The sequence below is a fragment of the Halpernia sp. genome, from assembly GCF_048269545.1.
In the GTDB taxonomy this organism is placed as follows: domain Bacteria; phylum Bacteroidota; class Bacteroidia; order Flavobacteriales; family Weeksellaceae; genus Halpernia.
Map to the genome: position 1 here is coordinate 1 of NZ_JBLXIJ010000008.1, position 18,824 is coordinate 18,824.

At 30.2% G+C, this 18,824-nt stretch carries 15 protein-coding genes; 10 read left to right on the top strand and 5 right to left on the bottom strand.

Features of this window, described 5'->3' with window-relative positions:
* Nucleotides 1-66: 66 nt before the first annotated feature.
* The gene (panD, locus tag ACN0WB_RS09565; protein WP_417431187.1) at nucleotides 67-417 is read left to right on the top strand and encodes an aspartate 1-decarboxylase; all 351 of its coding nucleotides are present in this window, start codon (nucleotides 67-69) and stop codon (nucleotides 415-417) included.
* Nucleotides 418-420: 3 nt separating this feature from the next.
* Nucleotides 421-1,431 carry a lysylphosphatidylglycerol synthase transmembrane domain-containing protein gene (locus ACN0WB_RS09570; protein WP_417431189.1) on the top strand — a complete coding sequence of 337 codons (1,011 nt, stop codon included), beginning with the start codon at nucleotides 421-423 and terminating at the stop codon, nucleotides 1,429-1,431.
* A 170-nt stretch (nucleotides 1,432-1,601) separates the two neighbouring features.
* Here ACN0WB_RS09570 and ACN0WB_RS09575 read toward each other — a convergent pair whose 3' ends face one another.
* On the bottom strand, nucleotides 1,602-3,614 hold the full coding sequence (locus tag ACN0WB_RS09575; RefSeq protein ID WP_417431190.1) for a M3 family metallopeptidase: 2,013 nt from the start codon (nucleotides 3,612-3,614) through the stop codon (nucleotides 1,602-1,604).
* A 126-nt stretch (nucleotides 3,615-3,740) separates the two neighbouring features.
* Between ACN0WB_RS09575 and ACN0WB_RS09580 the strand changes: the two genes are divergently transcribed.
* On the top strand, nucleotides 3,741-4,604 hold the full coding sequence (locus ACN0WB_RS09580) for a glycoside hydrolase family 25 protein (RefSeq protein WP_417431192.1): 864 nt from the start codon (nucleotides 3,741-3,743) through the stop codon (nucleotides 4,602-4,604).
* Here the strand turns inward: ACN0WB_RS09580 and ACN0WB_RS09585 are convergent.
* The gene (locus ACN0WB_RS09585; RefSeq protein WP_417431193.1) at nucleotides 4,601-5,734 is read right to left on the bottom strand and encodes a hypothetical protein; all 1,134 of its coding nucleotides are present in this window, start codon (nucleotides 5,732-5,734) and stop codon (nucleotides 4,601-4,603) included. The two genes, ACN0WB_RS09580 and ACN0WB_RS09585, sit on opposite strands and share 4 nt — an antisense overlap.
* 113 nt (nucleotides 5,735-5,847) lie before the next feature.
* Between ACN0WB_RS09585 and ACN0WB_RS09590 the strand changes: the two genes are divergently transcribed.
* The 4 genes from ACN0WB_RS09590 (at nucleotide 5,848) to ACN0WB_RS09605 (ending at nucleotide 11,784) form a co-directional block, all read left to right on the top strand.
* Entirely contained in the window at nucleotides 5,848-7,746 is a 1,899-nt protein-coding gene (locus ACN0WB_RS09590; protein WP_417431195.1) for an ABC-F family ATP-binding cassette domain-containing protein, read from the top strand.
* A gap of 222 nt (nucleotides 7,747-7,968) precedes the next feature.
* Nucleotides 7,969-10,182: a TonB-dependent siderophore receptor gene (locus ACN0WB_RS09595; RefSeq protein WP_417431197.1), complete on the top strand. Its 2,214-nt coding sequence runs from the start codon at nucleotides 7,969-7,971 to the stop codon at nucleotides 10,180-10,182.
* Nucleotides 10,183-10,265: 83 nt separating this feature from the next.
* Entirely contained in the window at nucleotides 10,266-10,784 is a 519-nt protein-coding gene (locus tag ACN0WB_RS09600; protein ID WP_417431199.1) for a hypothetical protein, read from the top strand.
* Between the two features lie 157 nt (nucleotides 10,785-10,941).
* Nucleotides 10,942-11,784 (top strand): mechanosensitive ion channel family protein, encoded by an 843-nt coding sequence (locus ACN0WB_RS09605; RefSeq protein ID WP_417431201.1) that lies wholly within the window; start codon nucleotides 10,942-10,944, stop codon nucleotides 11,782-11,784.
* Between the two features lie 37 nt (nucleotides 11,785-11,821).
* Here the strand turns inward: ACN0WB_RS09605 and ACN0WB_RS09610 are convergent, their stop codons facing one another.
* The 3 genes from ACN0WB_RS09610 to pfkA form a co-directional block, all read right to left on the bottom strand.
* Nucleotides 11,822-12,193: a DUF4345 domain-containing protein gene (locus tag ACN0WB_RS09610; protein WP_417431203.1), complete on the bottom strand. Its 372-nt coding sequence runs from the start codon at nucleotides 12,191-12,193 to the stop codon at nucleotides 11,822-11,824.
* An 84-nt stretch (nucleotides 12,194-12,277) separates the two neighbouring features.
* Nucleotides 12,278-13,282 (bottom strand): type I glyceraldehyde-3-phosphate dehydrogenase, encoded by a 1,005-nt coding sequence (gene gap, locus ACN0WB_RS09615; protein WP_417431205.1) that lies wholly within the window; start codon nucleotides 13,280-13,282, stop codon nucleotides 12,278-12,280.
* Nucleotides 13,283-13,314: 32 nt separating this feature from the next.
* Nucleotides 13,315-14,301 carry a 6-phosphofructokinase gene (pfkA, locus tag ACN0WB_RS09620; RefSeq protein WP_417431207.1) on the bottom strand — a complete coding sequence of 329 codons (987 nt, stop codon included), beginning with the start codon at nucleotides 14,299-14,301 and terminating at the stop codon, nucleotides 13,315-13,317.
* Nucleotides 14,302-14,391: 90 nt separating this feature from the next.
* Here pfkA and ACN0WB_RS09625 point away from each other — a divergent pair, with 90 nt between their 5' ends.
* The 3 genes from ACN0WB_RS09625 to ACN0WB_RS09635 all read left to right on the top strand — a co-directional run bounded on the left by ACN0WB_RS09625 (nucleotide 14,392) and on the right by ACN0WB_RS09635 (nucleotide 18,785).
* On the top strand, nucleotides 14,392-14,742 hold the full coding sequence (locus tag ACN0WB_RS09625; RefSeq protein ID WP_417431209.1) for a hypothetical protein: 351 nt from the start codon (nucleotides 14,392-14,394) through the stop codon (nucleotides 14,740-14,742).
* A 70-nt stretch (nucleotides 14,743-14,812) separates the two neighbouring features.
* Nucleotides 14,813-17,269, top strand: a complete 2,457-nt coding sequence (locus ACN0WB_RS09630; RefSeq protein WP_417431211.1) for a TonB-dependent receptor — start codon at nucleotides 14,813-14,815, stop codon at nucleotides 17,267-17,269.
* A gap of 169 nt (nucleotides 17,270-17,438) precedes the next feature.
* Nucleotides 17,439-18,785 (top strand): alpha-amylase family glycosyl hydrolase, encoded by a 1,347-nt coding sequence (locus ACN0WB_RS09635; protein WP_417431213.1) that lies wholly within the window; start codon nucleotides 17,439-17,441, stop codon nucleotides 18,783-18,785.
* The last annotated feature ends 39 nt before the right edge of the window (nucleotides 18,786-18,824 follow it).

The window sequence follows — 18,824 nt, forward strand, 5'->3', positions numbered from 1 at the left end:
ATCTTTTTTAGGCTTATTTCTATTTTCTTTCCTTATCAAATAAACTAATTTATATAAATTTGCAGTATGTTAATAGAAATATTTAAATCTAAAATTCATCGTGTAAAAGTTACACAATCAGACTTAAATTATATAGGAAGTATAACAATTGATGAAGATCTTTTGGAGGCATCAGGAATTTTAGTAGGAGAACGTGTTTATATTGTAAATGTAAATAATGGAGAACGTTTCGATACTTATGCTATAAAAGGTAAAAGAAAATCCGGTGAAATTTGTTTAAACGGTCCCGCTGCGAGAAAAGTGCAAAAAGGCGATATAATTATTATAATTTCCTATGCGCAAATGACGCCCGAAGAAGCCAAAATTTTTCAACCTAAAATAATTTTTCCAGATGAAAATACCAATCTCTTAAATTAATTAATGGAAGATAATAAAAAGAAAAACCCACTAAAAACTTTTCTAACAATTCTCATTTCACTTGCAATTGCTGCCGTTTTTATGTGGCTTGCTTTTCGCGGACTAGAATTTAATAAAATTTTAAAATCTTTAGAAAACGCTAATTATTTTTGGGTTTTTGCGGCGATGATTTTTGGTTTAACGGCATATTGGTTTCGTGCAATTCGGTGGAATTTATTACTAGAACCGATGGGTTATAAAATTTCGAATTCAAATTCACTTTGGACAATTTCTTTTGGTTATTTAATGAATCTCACTATTCCCAGAAGTGGTGAAGTTGCAAGATCCACTGCTCTTTATGGAGTAGAAAAAGTTCCAGTAGATAAATCTTTTGGAACTATTATTTTAGAACGAGTTGTAGATTTTCTTTGTATGCTTTTATTTTTAGGTTTGACATTAATTTTTAAATTTAAAGCCATATATTCTTTTTATAAATATGCAGATATCAAAGTAAATCCCGATAAAATAATTATTATATTTTCCCTTTTAATAATCGCAATAATATTATTTTTTATTTTTAAAAAAAGACTTGCAAAAATTTCATTTTTAAAAAAAATATTTCAATTTATTGATGGAATTTTAGAAGGTTTGAAAACCATTTTTCATTTAAAGCAAAAATTTAAGTTTATTTTACTTTCACTTGCCATCTGGATTTCCTATTATTTTGCGGCTTATTTGGTGTGTTTTGCACTTCCAGAAACTTCAAATTTTACTTTCGCAGACGGTTTTTTCATTATTGTTGTTGGAACTTTGGGAATGATGGTTCCAGCTTCTGGAGGAATTGGCGCATTTCATTTTGCATTAAAAATTGGTATTATGGCGCTTTATTTTTCAATGGGTAAAAACCCAGAAATTGGTGGTGAAGTCGGACTTTCTTACGCTTTTATTTCCCACACAATGCAATTGGTAATTATGGCTGTAATGGGATTAATTTCTATTCCGATGCTCGCAAAAGCTAGGAGAATTAAGATTTAGAAGCAAGACGTTTTTCATTTATTTCACTTTCTACCCGCTTTCCATTACAATCTTACATTTTCTTTTAAAAAATGTAAGGATTTCCACTGCAATCGGGGCTAGTTTAGAAGTTTTATTTTTTTTAACTTCCTAAAACCTAGATTCTAAAACCTAAAACCTAGAAACTGAACTTATCCAAACGCTCGTTTCAACAAACTTTCAACTTTCGGCTCACTTCCACGGAAATTTTTATACAATTCCATCGGATCTTTCGTTCCTCCAGAAGACAATAAAATTTTATACCTTGCCGCAATTTCTTTATTAAACAAACCATTTTCTTTAAAATATTGAAAAGCATCTGCATCCAAAACTTCCGCCCATTTATAAGAATAATAACCTGCAGAATAACCACCTTGGAAAATATGAGAAAAACTCGGACTCATAGCAGTTTCTCTGCTTATAGCATAAAGTTGAGTTTCTTTGGTTTGTAAATCTTCAAAAGCTTTCACATCTTCAATCGGTTCCAAAGTTTTGTGATAAGCCATATCGAGTTTTCCAAAACCCAATTGACGCATCGTTTGATAACCTTCCATAAAGTTTTTAGATTGGGAAATTTTCTCGATTTTTTCATCAGATAAAACTTCGCCTGTTTTGTAATGTTTGGCAAAAGTTTTTAGAAATTCTGGTTCATAGCAAAAATTTTCTAAAAATTGTGAAGGTAATTCCACAAAATCCCATTTCACAGAAGTTCCAGATAAATTGGGATAAATTGTATTGGCTAAAATGCCATGAATTGCATGTCCGAACTCGTGAAATAGAGTCGTAACTTCATTAAAAGTTAATAAACTTGGTGTTTCTGAACTTGGTTTAGAAAAATTACAAACCACAGAAATGTGCGGACGAATATTTTTACCATTTTTTTGATATTGACTTCTATAACTCGTCATCCAAGCTCCGGCTCTTTTTCCTTTTCTTGGGAAATAATCAGCGTACAAAATGGCTTTAAATTCTCCATTTTCTAGAACTTCATAAGTTTTTACTTCAGGATTATATTTTTGAACATCTGTCACTTCTTTGAAAGTTAAACCAAATAATTTTTCTGCTAAATTAAAAACAGCAGCTTGCACATTTTCTAATTGAAAATATGGTTTTAGTTCTTCATCATTCAAATCATATTTTTCTTTGCGAAGTTTTTCCGCATAAAAAGAATGGTCATAAGATTGCAAATCATTAATTCCATCTTTTTCGGCTAAATTTTTTAATTCTTCAATTTCCTTTTCTGCGTACGGTTTTGCTTTGGTTAAAAGTTCATCTAAAAAAGCCAAAACTTTTTCAGGTGATTTTGCCATTCTTTCTTCCAAAACATAATCTGCGTAAGATTTGTAGCCGAGAAGTTTTGCTTTTTGCTGCTTTAGTTTTAAAATATCTTTAATTAAATCTTGATTATCAAATTCTCCTTTATCAAAAGATTTTTTGCCATTTGCTAAAAAAAGTTCTTTTCGCAATTCTCTGTTTTGGGCGTAAGTCATTGCAGGAATATAACTTGGATATTGTAATGTAATCACATAACCATCAAAATCTCTGTCTTTCGCTTCTTTCGCATATTGCTCTAAAATACTTGCGGGAATTCCTTCTAATTCCGCAACATTCCAAATGTGTTTAAAATATTGATTAGTAGAAGCTAGAACATTTTCACCAAATTTTAAGGTTTTGGAAGACAATTCAATATTTATTTTTTCTAATTTTTTCTTGTCCTCTTCGTTCAAATCTGCGCCACTTCGCACAAAACCTTTGTAAGTTTCTTCTAAAAGCATTTTTTGCTCGCCGTTTAATTCTTCATTTTTTTGCTTGTAAACTTCTTTTATTTTGCTAAAAAGTTTTTCATTTTGTGAAATTTTTGAAGAATATTCCGTTAAAAGTGGCGAAATTTCCTGCGCTATTTTCTGAATTTCATCGTTGGTTTCGGCAGAATTTAAATTAAAAAAAATGTTTGAAACCCGGTCTAATTGTTCACCTGAAAAAGCCAAAGTTTCAATTATATTTTCAAAATTCGGTTTATTAGAATTTGAAACTATTTCTTCAATTTCTGCTAAACTTTCGTCAATTAGCTTTTTAAAAGCCGGAACAAAATCTTGTTCTGTAATTTCGTTAAAAGGTGCTGTTTCGTGTGTTGTATGAAATTTTTCTAAAAGCGGATTTGTCATGTTTCGAAATTTTTAATTAAAAGTAAAAAGTCAAAATTAATGCCTAAAATAAAATTGTGACAAATGGTTTCATAAATTAATTTATTTTTTAAAAATTCACTCCAAAAGTTTAGTTTTGCAATCGGAATGACCAAGAAAAATTACCAAAGAAAAACGAAACGAAAAATCCACAAAAAACGAAGAAGAAATTATTTTTTCCGTCGGGAAATATTATTGGTGATTTTTGCCTTTATTCTTTTGGGAACTGGTTATTATTTAAAGGAAAAAATTGGATTTTATTACGCACTTTATTTCAATAAATTTGATCATAAAAAACTTAAAAATAATGAGTTTGAAACCAATAGAATTACTAAAATAATTGGTGATAATACAGATAAAGTGTTTGGTTTTGATATCTCACATTACCAAAGAAAAGAAGATATTTTATGGGATAGCTTAACAATTGGAAACCGAAGTATTCCGCTACAATTTGTACTTTTGCGCGCAACAATGGGAAATAGAAATGCCGATAAACATTTTAAAGAATTTTGGGAAATTTCCAAACAAAATAAATTAATTCGTGGTGCGTATCATTTTTATCGTGCAGATGAAGATCCTGTAAAACAAGCCAATAATTTTCTGGAAAATGTAAAATTGGAAAGTGGAGATTTGCCGCCAGTTTTGGATATTGAGAAAATTCCACGTCGAAAAACCAACGAAAAACTGAAGGAAGATTTAAAAGTTTGGTGTAAAATAGTAGAAGAAAAGTATGGAGTAAAACCTATTATTTATACCTATTATTATTTTTACAAAGATTTTTTAGCAGATGATTTTAAAGATTATCCACTTTGGTTGGCTAATTATAACGATGTTCCGACACCAAATCCGGAAGATAATTGGAGTTTTTGGCAATTTTCTGAAAAAGGAATTGTTTATGGAATCAATTCTAAAGTGGATCTTAATGTTTACAACGGCGGACTTTGGAGTTTGAAACATTTGACTTTGGATTAAATTTTCTTAAACGGATTTCTCGCAATCCAAGGTTTTGAAGGGTTTAAATTAGGAATTAAATTCTTTAAAATTAAATTTAAAAGTGAATTCTGATGTTTTACAATCCCAAAAATTTCTTGTGGTTTTGCACCGATTGTAGATTTTATTTCCAATGCAGTTCTTCCAAAAATAATACTTTTCTTCTGATTTGAAATTCCAAAATTCACCATATCTAGAAGCATATTGAGATAAAGTTGTTTTGATTTCTGAAGTTTCTTATCATAACCTAAAAAGTAAGTGTCGATATCTTCATAGTTAATAAAAAGTGTGTAGAAACAAATGATTTCATTGTTTTCAAAATAGGCAAATATTTTAAAATCATCTTTTAAATATTTTTTTAAAGTAAAAAAATGATTTATAGGCAGTAGAAATGTATTGAAATCTGCTTCATTTGCTACTTGTAAATAGAGTTGATGTAAAGTTTTTGAATGCTTTTTAATATCGTCTAAAGTCAATTCTTTTTTCAGAATTTCACCTAATTTTTTTTCTGCAGATTTCGCTCTCGTTCTGTATTTTGTACTAAAACTTTCTAAATAATCTTCAAAATTTTTCCAGTTTGATTGTAATTCTAAAATCATATTTGGTTGCACAGAAAAGGAGTGAAAGACTTTTGGTAATTTATTTTTTATAATTTTTGAAAGTGTTTTTTCGTAATCTTTAAATAAAATCAGACTCGCTTTTTTAATTTTTTGCTGAACAAGATTTGTGGAACATTCAAGCAATTTAATGGCTTCAGTTTTTGAAATTAAATCTAAATTAAAGTAAAATCCATTTTGCCCGGTCACTAAATTATTCCCGACAATTAATATTTTAGAAGCAAATATTTTCATTGATAAATTATTAAGATTTAAAGTTGAAGATTCTCTAAAAATAGAGTGTTTTCTAAAATCTAAATACTGCAAAAGTGCACCGCCAATTAATTCATTTTCAATATAAAATGCCGCAAAATAATTCTGCATATTTTTTGGCTGGCTTTCTTGTAAGGCTTTTAAAAATTCGTAAGATAACAGAATGTTATTTTTCGCCACTAGAGAATTCCAATTAGGAGGTACTTCATCTGCGTTTAAAATTAATTCTGTGCGAAAGTTCATCTTCAAATATAATTATTTTCGATGCTAAAATGTCACTTTTTTAAAATCAAATTGCCGCTTATATATTTCGTATTTTTGCCGCTTGAAATAATCAACTTTCGATTTCTTTTTTTATGAATTACGTTACGGCAGAAAATCTCACAAAATCTTACGGTGTAAAAACCTTATTTAAAAATATTACTTTCAACGTGAATGAAGGTGATAAAATTGCCATTGTTGCAAAAAACGGAACAGGGAAATCGACGCTTCTTAAAATTTTAATGGGAAAAGAAATTGCAGATAGTGGAAATGTGATTATAAACAAAGACATTCAAGTGGTTTTGTTTGATCAAGAAATTGATTTTGAAGGAGAACTTTCCATCGAAGAATTTATGATGACTTTAAGTTCTGCGCCAATCATGGCTTTAAAAAATTACCACGCCGCTTTGCATTCTGAAAATCCAGATGATATGGAAAAAGCTTTGGCTGAAATGGAAATTCACAAAGCTTGGGATTTGGAAAATGAAATGGCAAATATTCTTTCACAGTTAAAAATCACAGATTTAGAAGCAAAAATGCGCACGCTTTCCGGTGGGCAAATAAAACGTGTTGCTCTCGCAAAACTTTTGGTAGAAACCAGAGCGGAACACAAACACACACTTTTGATAATGGACGAACCAACCAATCATCTCGATGTAGATATGGTTGAATGGTTGGAAAATTATCTTGGAAAAGCAAGAGTTACGCTACTTTTAGTAACTCACGATCGCTATTTTTTAGATGCAGTTTGTGATATTATTTGGGAAATTGAAGACCATAATTTATATTTTCACCACGGTTCTTATGCAACTTATTTAGAAAATAAAATGATTCGGGAAGACAATCTGAATTCTACAATTGATAAAGCAAATAATCTTTACCGAAAGGAATTGGAATGGATGCGAAGACAGCCAAAAGCAAGAACTACAAAATCTAAAAGCAGACAAGAAGACTTTTATGAAACAGAGAAAGTCGCTAAAATGGATACTCGAAAACAAAGTTTGGAACTCGAATTTGAAATGAAACGTTTGGGAAAAAAGATTTTAGAATTACATAAAATTTCTAAAAGTTTTGGAGGTAAAGTTTTACTTAAAGATTTTTCTTATCAATTTCAGCGAGGTGAAAAAGTTGGAATTATTGGTAAAAATGGAGCAGGAAAATCAACTTTATTAAATATTATTCAAGGTTTAGAATCCTTCGATTCTGGGAAAATTGAAACTGGTGAAACTATAAAATTTGGCTATTTTTCTCAAAAAGGTTTGAAGTATAAAGAAGATCAAAGAGTTATAGATTTTATTAAAGATATTTCTGAAAATTTCCCAATTGCAAATGGAAGAACGATCTCTGCTTCGCAATTTTTAAGATTATTTTTATTTGATGATCAAACGCAATATTCACCAATTTCTAAACTTTCTGGTGGAGAAAAACGACGTTTGCATTTAATGTACGTTTTGTATCAAAACCCAAATTTTTTAATTTTTGATGAGCCCACAAATGATTTGGATTTGCCAACTTTAACGGTTTTAGAAAACTTTTTACAACAATTTCAAGGAACTTTAATTATTGTTTCTCACGATAGATATTTTATGGATCGAATTGTAGAGCATTGTTTAGCGTTTGAGGGAAATGGAAAAATTAAAAATTTTACTGGGAATTTTTCTGAATACAGAGAATATGAAAAGAAACAAGAAAAAATATCCGATGTTAAAATCGATATAAAGGAAATTAAAAAAGATGAAATTTCTATTTCTAAAACTGAGAAGATTCAAACAAAAGCTGAAGAAACAAGCAGGAAATTATCTTTTAAAGAAAAATCGGAATTAGATAAATTAAATAAAGAAATTCCAGAATTTGAAAAGAAAAGAGAAGAATTAGCCAATTCTTTAAATAATGAAACTGATTATGATGTGATTGCAAAAACGTCCGAAGAGATTCAAAAACTTTCTGATAGTTTAGACGAAATGGAATTGCGTTGGTTAGAATTGCAAGAATAAATACTTCCTTTTTTATATTTTTTTGGAATATTTATATTTTTTTCACAATAAAATAATCTAATCTTCAATTTTATGATTTAAATCATATTTGCGTAAACTTCATAAAATCAATAATTTAAATTCTGATAAATTCATTTGTTTTTAATTATTCTAAATAAGCTTTGGTTAAATCAATTTAAGATATAAATTTGCGGCATTATTTAAAACAATTCTAAACAACACATGAAACAAACTTATATCTGCATCGGACTTTTACTTTTTTCCGGACTTGCAAATGCACAAATGAAATTGGATTTAGTAAGTGACACGCTAAAAATTCAGCAAATTGAAGATGTACAATTGCATAAAACAGGAAATCCAAATAAAGCTAGACTTCAAGCAGGAAAATCTCAATTGACAATAATGGAAACTCCACAAGCAGTTTCTATTGTAACCCACGAAATTATTGAGCAACAACAAGCAAAACAATTAAGCGATGTGTTACAAAATGTAAATGGGTTGTATGTAACTTCTTCTCGCGGAAGTTCACAAGACAGTTTTGGAGCGCGCGGTTTTACGTTCGGAAGTGATAATATTTTTAAAAATGGAACCCGAGTAAATAGCGGTGTTTTCCCAGAAGTTTCTGGTTTAGAAAGAGTAGAAGTTTTGAAAGGAAGTAATGCGATGCTTTATGGAAATACAGCGGCAGGAGGAATTGTGAATTTAGTAACAAAAAAACCGCGTTTTGAGCAAGGTGGAAGTGTTTCCTTTAATGCAGGAAGTTGGAATTCTTATAAACCAACTGTTGATTTTTATGGTCCACTTTCTAAAACAATTGCATTTCGTGTAGATGGTTCTTATGAAACCTCAGAAAGTTTTCGGGATGTGGTAAAAAATAAAAAATATTATTTTAATCCTTCTTTTGTTTTTAATATTGGCGAAAATACTCAAGTAATTGTTGAAGGAGATTATTTGAAAAATGATTTTACTCCAGATTTCGGTTTAGGAACTATAAAAAATAAAGACGGAACTTTTAAAATTAATGATATTTTAGATAGAAGTGATTTTGTTGGAGCCAATTGGCAATATCAAAATGTGCAACAAACTACTACTGATGTTGTTGTGAATCACCAGTTTAATGATAATTGGACTCTAAATGCAGTTTTAGCTTATCAAAATTATATTAAAGATTATTACAGCACAGAAAGATTGCGTTGGACTTACGATAGTAATGACAGATTATCTTTGGAACGTCCTTTAAATCGATATTATCAAGAACAAAATTATACTTCTGCACAATTTAATTTTAACGGAAATTTTAATACTGGAAAAGTAAAACACCAAATTTTAATTGGAACAGACGGTGATTTTTTACAAGCAGATACTTATGGATACGATAATCCTACAAGTTACGGAACAAATGGAAATTTAGTAAATACTAAAATTTATATGGACGATCCTTCCAGTTGGGCAAGTGGAGCAATTCCTGTGGCAAATAAAATAAATAGAAATAGAATTCCTACACAAAGATTTGGAGTTTATGCACAAGATTTTGTGAATTTAACTTCTAAATTTAAAATTTTAGCAGGTTTAAGATATTCTTATATAGAGAACAAAGAATCTGAAAAGAAAACTTTTGCAACAAATAAGACTGTAAATTCTGCAGGAACAGTTGATAGAGCATTTTCTCCAAAATTTGGAGCGGTTTATATGCCGAATGAAAATTTAAGTTTTTACGGAACTTACACCAATTCCTTTTCTGCAAATACTGGAAGTGATATCAATTTAAATTCACTCAAACCTTCTATAATTGATCAATATGAAATTGGTTTAAAGAAAAATTTCTGGAATAATGCAGTAGCTTTAAATGTGACAGTTTATCAAATTATAAATCAAAATTATTATCAAACCGCAGAATTTAATGCGCAAGGAAATCCCAATTCAGATTCTTCAATAAAAGAATTTGCGGGGAAATTAAAAAGCCAAGGTGTAGAATTGGATGTTACAGGAAATCCTTCTAAAAATTTATCCATCATTGCAGGATTTTCTTACAACCATTCAGTTTATAAAGATACACCGGCAAATTTCGGATATGTAGAAAACCAAAGAAGTGTGAGAACTCCTGCAACTACTGCAAATGCAAGCGTTTTTTACACATTTACAAATCAGTTAAAAGGTTTTAAAGCAGGAGCAAGTGTGTATTTTATTGGAGATAGAATTGCAGGATATAATGATACAAAAGCTTCTTTAGCTGCTCAAAATCAAGCAACAAGATTAATTCCTGTAAAAGATTATGCGACAGTTGCACTTTCAGCTGGATATGAATTTAAAAAATTCAGCATTATGGGAAAAGTGGGGAATTTATTTGACGTAATAAATTACAATGTACACGAAAGTTACTCTGTAAACCCAATTACGCCTAGAAATTTTTATTTTACTTTAACTTACAAACTTTAAAATTTCATTCATTAAATTCATAAATATTAAGTTTTTAAGTGGCAACTTTGGTTGCCGCTTTTTTAAATTTTAAAACTAAAACTATGGCAAAAATAAAAGATACTAAAAGTTTTATGCGAATTACGCACCGTTATTTAGGGTTTTTTATGGCAGGAATTATGGCGATGTATGCTGTAAGTGGAATTTTATTAATTTACAGAGACACCGATTTTCTAAAAAAAGAAAAAAATATTGAACAAAATATTGCCCAAAATTTATCCGAAAAAAATTTAGGTAAAGAATTAAAAATAAAAAACTTTGAGATTTTAAAAATTAATGGAAATGTTGTCTTATTTAAAAATGGTTCTTACAATAGCAATACCGGCGAAGTAAAATACACTAAAAAAGAGTTGCCATTTATTTTAAAAAAAATGACAGGATTGCACAAAGCGCAATCAAAAAATAAGTTATCAGTTTTCAATATTTTCTTTGGCGTTTCACTTTTCTTTTTTGTAGTCTCAAGTTTCTGGATGTTTAATGTGAAATCTAAAGCATTTAAAAGAGGGCTAATTTATACTTTGGGTGGTTTTATTTTGGGAATTTTGCTTTTATATTTAAGTTAAAAAATAATTTTTATGGCATAAAAATTGAGACATAAATAAAACAAATTCACTTTTATAAATTAATTAAATTTGAATTTATTAAAAGATAAAAATATTTTAAAAAGCTTTAAACTAATAGTTTGTAGCTTTTTTTATATTGCTACTAATTATTTTTTTTATGAATTATTTTGATACAGTTTATGCTTCGATAAACAAATGGGTAGAAAGTTTCGCGAAATTTACACCGAGATTAGTGGTGGGAATTTTAGTTTTCTTGGTTATTTTTGCTGCAAGTTCGTATTTGAGTAAATTATCTTTAAAATTAGTTCACAAAATTTATCCGAAAAGTAAAAAAGCAGAAACAGTTGCTTCTCTCGTCGGATTTTTTAAATTTATTTTTATTCTGATCGGTTCTTTTATTGCATTAGAAATAATGGGACTAGATGGATTTCTTTATAAATTTTTGGGTAGTCTCGGAGTTGCGGGAGTTATTGCAGGCGTTGCGCTAAAAGATTTAGTTTCCAGTGTATTTTCCGGGATGTTAGTTGGAGTTGATAAAGCATTTCAGGTGGGAGATTATGTTACAATTGATGGAATTTCTGGGACAGTTTTAGAAATAGGCTTTCTTACCACAAAAGTAACGGCAGATGATGGTAGAAAAATATTTATTCCGAATCAGTTGATATTTACTGCACCATTTGTAAATGTGACGGCTTCAGAGAATCGTAAAATTTATCTCACTTTTGAAATTCCAAATACAGAAAATTTAACCAAAGTAAAAGAATTACTGCACGATGAAGTTTCTAAAATTGAAGGTGCTGAAAGAATTGATGAAACCCAAATTATTGTAGTGAAACAAAGTTTAGGAGTTTACTATCTTGAAGTTCGATTTTGGATGAAAAACGGAGAAAATTTCCTAAAAGTGAGAAGTGCCGCTTATGTTCAGCTGAAATCTAAATTAGATGAGGAAGGAATTTCTATGGTAAATCCTTTGCAGAATATGACTTCTTCAATAAATTAAAAAACTGAAAATAATTAATTTCTTATTGAAGATTTCTCTATCTGAAATATTGTATCGCAATAATTGTGATTCCTAAAAGAATTTCAAAAACCATAATAACATCCATATATTTCCCTGCAGAACCAACTTTGGTTCTTGAATATAATCTGCCTAAACCAGAAAACACTACTACAATTCCAATGAAATAAAAAATATCAGTTTGTTTATTCACTTGGAAAATTAACCACACCATTAAAAAACCTAATCCAAAATAAATTCCACTTAAAAACCTAAAGAGATTATCTAAAGTAAGTTGCGGGGATAAACTTTCGGGTAAAAAAGATTTTGAACCTTTTAGTAAAAGATTTAGACCGCCCAATAGACAAATAAAGGCGAGTAATCCTAGTAAAGTTTGTAAAATTAATTCCATTTCTGTATTGTTATTTTTAAAATAAAGATAATAAAAAAAACCTCCCAAAGTTTTTGAGAGGTTCAAATTTATTCAAATGAGTATTTATAAACTTGCGGAATAAACTAATAAATCAGTTAATTTATTAGAAAATCCTGCTTCATTATCATACCAAGAAACTACTTTTACAAATTTTGGAGATAACATAATTCCTGCGCCTTTATCAAAGGTAGAAGTGTGTTTGTCGCCAATAAAATCTTGAGAAACCACTTGATCTTCTGTGTAACCAAGAATTCCTTTTAATTCGCCTTCTGATGCAGCTTTCATTGCCTGTGCAATTTCATCATAAGACGTTGGTTTTTCTAATTTTGCAGTTAAATCAACTACAGAAACATCTGCTGTTGGAACTCTGAAAGACATACCGGTTAATTTTCCATTTAGCGAAGGAATTACTTTTCCTACAGCTTTTGCTGCACCTGTAGAAGATGGAATAATATTTAAAAGAGCAGATCTTCCGCCTCTCCAATCTTTGTGAGATGGTCCATCTACCGTTCTTTGTGTTGCAGTTGTTGCGTGAACTGTGGTCATTAATCCTTCTTCAATTCCGAAATTATCATGTAAAACTTTTGCAAGAGGCGCTAAACAATTGGTTGTACAAGATGCATTAGAAAAAATAGTATCTGTAGCTTTTAATTCTTTATTATTTACTCCCATTACATACATTGGAGCATCATCTTTTGATGGAGCAGAAAGTAAAACTTTTTTTGCACCTGCGTTTAGGTGTGCTTGTGCCGTATCTTTTGTCAAAAATAAACCAGTAGATTCTACTATATAATCTGCGCCAATTTCATTCCATTTTAAGTTATTTGGATCTCTTTCTGAAGTTACTCTAATTCTGTTTCCGTTTACAATTAAATCATTTCCTTCCACTCTTACTTCACCTGGAAATCTTCCGTGTACAGAATCATATTTTAACATATACGCCATATATTCTGCATCAATTAAATCATTGATACCTACAACTTCGATATTTTCTCTTTCAGACATTGCACTGAAGACTAAGCCTCCAATTCTACCAAAGCCGTTAATTCCTACTTTAATTTTAGACATAATTTTTAATTTAATATTATATTTAGTTAATTTTATATTGCTAATATTTCTGAAATTCTTAATAAATCTTCATTAATATTATTATGTTTTTTGATAGCTTCTCTAAATGGTGTAAAAACTAATTTATTTGCTTGTAAACCAGCCATCACATTCGTTCGTCCTTCCATTAAACCTACAACTGCGCCGTAACCTAATCTACTTGCCAAAACTCGGTCTGCACAAGAAGGTGATCCGCCGCGCTGAATGTGACCTAAAATTGCTACTCGAATATCATAATCAGGAAATCTATTTTTGGTAGCTTCTGCTAAACCATAAATATTACCTAATTTCTCACATTCTGCAACCACCACAATACTGGAAGATTTCCCCGCTTTTTGAGCGGCATCAAATGTGTCGAACAAATCATCAATACTATCTTTTCTCTCTGGAATTAAAATATCTAAAGCTCCGGCTGCAATTCCACTATTTAAAGCTATAAAACCTGCGTCACGTCCCATTACTTCTACAAAAAACACACGATTATGAGACGTTGCAGTATCTCGAATTTTATCAATTGCGTCCATTGCTGTATTCAAAGCCGTGTCATAACCAATTGTATTATCAGAACCAAAAATATCATTATCAATTGTTCCTGGAATTCCAATAGTTTTGATCCCAAATTCTTCATTAAAAATTGTTGCACCGGTAAAAGTTCCATCACCTCCAATACAAACCAAACCGTCAATTCCTGCTTTTTGGCAATTTTCGAAAGCTTTTTGTCTTCCTTCTTTAGTTTTGAATTCTAAAGAACGAGCAGATTTTAAGATTGTTCCGCCTTTGTTAATTATATTTTTCACGGAACGAGGTCCCATTTTAATAAATTCTCCTTTTATGAGTCCATTATAACCTTCCCAAACGCCGAAACACTCTACATTAAAATGATTTGCGGTTCTTACAACGGCTCTAAGCGCTGCATTCATTCCAGGTGCGTCACCGCCGGAAGTAAAAACTGCTATTTTTTTCACCGCACTTTCTGTCATATATAATTTTTTCAGTGCAAATTTACGAAATTCCGTATTAATTAATATTATTAAAATTTAAGTTTTATATTTTTGCATAACTTTGCAGAAATGATTAGAAATAGAAAATTTAATTCAAAATTATCGGTGCTTTTCACAAGCATTTATCTTTTTGCGTTTTTATTTTCTGCCAATTTTCATCATCATAATGGCGGCTACTTTTATAAAGATTTTTATTTTAAAAATTCTTCTTCAAAAATCAGCAAGAAAAGTACAATAAACAATAATGATGATTGTTTGTCTTGTCATTTTGCTTCTGCGCCCATTCTTTTACCAGAAACTACTGATTTTTCTATTTCAAATTCTCGTTTTAAAGATTCTATTTTAGAAACAATTTGTACTGAGAAAAATGTTTCTACACAATTTAATTTCTTCCTTCGCGGTCCGCCCAGTTTTATTTAAATATTAGTTCTCAACTATTTTGATGCAATTTTTTCTAAAAATTTTGCAACTATAATTTTAAATAAAAAAAATGAAATTTAAATATTCATTAAGTCTTTTTTTAGGCTTATTTCTTGGGTTTTTAGGCTATTCTCAAAACTCTATTTCGGGGAAAGTATTAGATATTAATACAAATACTCCCATTGCAAACGCAAAAATCACCATTACAGATTTACATAATTCCATACAATCTGACTCAGCTGGGAATTATCATTTTTCTAATATTCCAGCTGGAACTTATTTAATTGAAGCAACTGTGGCAGATTATAAATCTTACTCTAAAAATATTACTGTAAAAGGTGAGACTACGACAGATTTTAAATTAGATAAAAGTGAAACAGAAATTGCCGAAGTTGTTATTACAGGTTCTTCAAAAGCGGTACAAATTAAAAAATCTCCATTACCAATTGGAAGTATAAATAAAGCAAATATTGATACTAATTTATCCACAAATATTATTGATGCAATCTCAAAAACGCCTGGAATAAGCACCGTTACGAGTGGACCAAATATTTCAAAACCCATAATTAGAGGTTTAGGATTTAATAGAATTTTAACTTTATATGATGGAATTCGGCAAGAAGGACAACAATGGGGAGATGAACATGGAGTTGAAGTGGATAATTATGGAATAGACCACATTGAAGTTATAAAAGGACCCGCAAGTTTAATGTACGGTTCTGATGCTTTGGCGGGCATCGTAAATTTAATTCCAACAGGAGCTGGTCCAAAAGATAAAATTTCTGGTTCTGCAACTACAGAATTTCAAACAAATAACGGAATGTTTGGAGGTTCTTTATTTTTGACTGGAAATAAAAATGGTTTTGAATATGGGGCGAGATTTTCTAAACAGTTAGCCAAAAATTATAGAAATAAAATTGATGGAAGAGTTTATAACACAGGTTTTAATCAAACTGCAGCAGACGTTTTTCTAGGCTTGCATAAAAAATGGGGATTTAGTCATTTAAATCTTTCTTTATTTAATGATTTACAAGAAGTACCCGACGGAACGAGAGATTCTTTGTCGAGAAAATTTACCAAACAAATTACGGAACTAGATAATTACCGCCCAATTGTCCCTGAAAGTGAATTGAACACTTATAAAATTTCAGTTTTACATCAAAAAGTGCAACATTACAGAGCATTTTTAAAAAATACTTTCTATCTCGGAAATAGCAGATTAGATGCAAACTTTGCTTATCAAAGCAGTGAAAGAAAGGAATACAGTCATCCAGAAATTCCCTATCAAAATGTTCCAGGCTTAGATTTAAAATTAAATACATTTAATTATGATTTAAAATATAATTTACCTCCATTTGATGATTGGGAAATCGTTTTCGGTGTAAATGGAATGGTTCAAAAAAATGATGTTTTGAGAGGAACAGAATTTGTAATTCCCTCTTACAATCAATTTGATTTTGGTGCTTTTGTGTCCTTTAAAAAAGATTGGGACAAACTAAATTTAGCAGGTGGAATTCGTTACGACAATAGAAAGTTTAATAATGATGAATTATTTATCAAAAAAAATGCTGTAAATGGATTTGATGAGCCAGTTTATGGAAATGATAGATTTGGCGCGGATAAAGTGTTCAGTAAATATTCTACGAATTTTGATGGTATTACTGGAAGTCTTGGTGCAACGTATATTTTCAATAAAAATTGGGCAATAAAATCCAATTTAGCAAGAGGTTACAGAGCTCCAAATGTTTCCGAAATTTCCGCGAACGGCGTTCATCCAGGAACTGGTTTATTTCAAATTGGGAATGAACAATTTAAACCAGAATTTAGTTTGCAAGGAGATTTTGGTGGAACTTATACTTCTAAAATTTTAAATATTGGAGTAAGTTTATTTATGAATCAGATTAATAATTATATTTATAATTCTAAGTTGCAAACTGCTTCTGGAAGCGATTCTTTAAGTTTAAGCGGCGGTCAAAAATACCCAACTTATAAATTTCAACAAGGCAAAGTTTTACTTTACGGTTTGGAAGGAAATATTGATTTTCACATCATTAAAAATCTTCACTTTGAAAATTCTGCTTCATTGATTTATGGAGATAATCACAGTTTTTCTGGCGCTGCAAAAAATGCAGGAAACCAATATGTGCCGCAAATGCCTCCTTTTAGATGGCTTTCAGAAGTGCGTTATGATTTGACAGAAAATTCTAATACGTTTTCAAAAACATTTGTGAAACTGCAATTACAATATACCGCAACTCAAAATAGAGTTTACAGTTACGCCGATACAGAAACGCCTACAAAAGGATATTCTTTAATTAATCTCAGTTTTGGGACTTCAATTTTAAATAAAAAAGGAAATAATTTAGTTGATGTTTATCTTTTAGCAAATAATTTATTTAATGTTGCTTATCAAGATCATTTAAGCAGATTAAAATATTTTGAAGAATATTCCGCTTCTCCAAATGGTCATCTCGGGATTTATAATATGGGAACTAATATTAGTTTGAAAATAATTAAGAATTTTTAAGTTAAGTAATTCTTTATTATATATTTTATTTGAAATTATAAAATTTTTGATGCTCAATTGGTGATTAAACAGTATGATAGGAAACTTTAATATCTTATAGTTTAAATGTTTGTAATATTATTTCTTATCTTTCGCTTTGTTTTTTAATTTTTACAAATTTTTACTTTAAATGAAAAAAATAATATTTCTTGCCGTTGTAGGCTTTGCTCTTTTATCTTGTTCTATCCAAAAAAATAATACCGCAATGCAGTTACCAAATGAGTGGAAACACACCACAAATATTTACGAAGTTAATATTCGACAATACACTAAAGAAGGTACTTTTAACGCTTTTGCAAAAGAATTACCACGCCTAAAAAAAATGGGAGTCGGAACTTTGTGGTTTATGCCAATTACGCCAATTGCGCAGGAAAAGAAAAAAGGAAGTATGGGAAGTCAATACGCGGCTTCAGATTATACGTCCATTAATCCTGAATTTGGTACGATGCAAGATTTTAAAAATTTAGTTGATGAAGCGCACAAAATGGGATTTCACGTGATTATTGATTGGGTTGCAAATCATACCGGATGGGATCACGTTTGGACAAAAACGCATCCAGAATATTATTTACACGACGCGGATGGAAGTTTTCACATTGCAAGTGGAATGGACGATATTATTGAATTGGATTACAGCAAACCAGAGTTGCGAAAAGCCATGATTGATGCCATGAAATTTTGGGTAAATGAAACAAACATCGATGGTTTCCGTTGCGATTTAGCAAGTTGGGTAGAAGTTGATTTTTGGCAACAAGCACGCCCAGAAGTTGAAAAAACAAAACCGCTTTTTTTCATTGGAGAATTTGATGAATTGGATAATCCAGAATATGGAAAAGTCTTTGACGCAAGTTATTCTTGGACTTGGATGCACAAAACAGAAGATTATTACAAGAAAAATTTACCACTTCAAGATTTGCGAGATTTATTGATGAAATATTCCGCGCTCGGCGATAATTCTATGAGAGCTTGGTTTACAAGTAATCACGACGAAAATACTTGGAACGGAACAGAATATGAAAAATACGGCGTCATTGCAAAACCTTTAGCTGTTTTTTCAGCGACTTGGAATGGAATTCCGTTAATGTATTCCGGTCAAGAATTACCAAATATGAAACGTTTGGAATTTTTTGAAAAAGATCCAATCGAATGGAACGGAAAATACGAATTAGCCGATTTTTATAAAACTTTATTTGCTTTAAAATCATCTAATTCTGCTTTAAGAGGTGGCGATGCGAACGTTAAAACCTATTTCGTAAAAACATCTGCAGACGATAAAATTTTAGCTTACATTAGAAAGAATGGAAAAGATGAAGTTTTGGTTATTTTAAATTTATCCAAAGAAGCCGTCAATTTTACACTTGATGATGTTCAAGTTTCTGGTAATTTTAAAGAATTATTTACCAAAGAAAATCGGGATTTCTCTACCAATAAATCTTTTGAAATGCTAGTTTCAGGTTATTCGGTTTATGTGAAATAAATATTTTCAAGTAATTATTTAAACCTTTCAAAAGCAAAT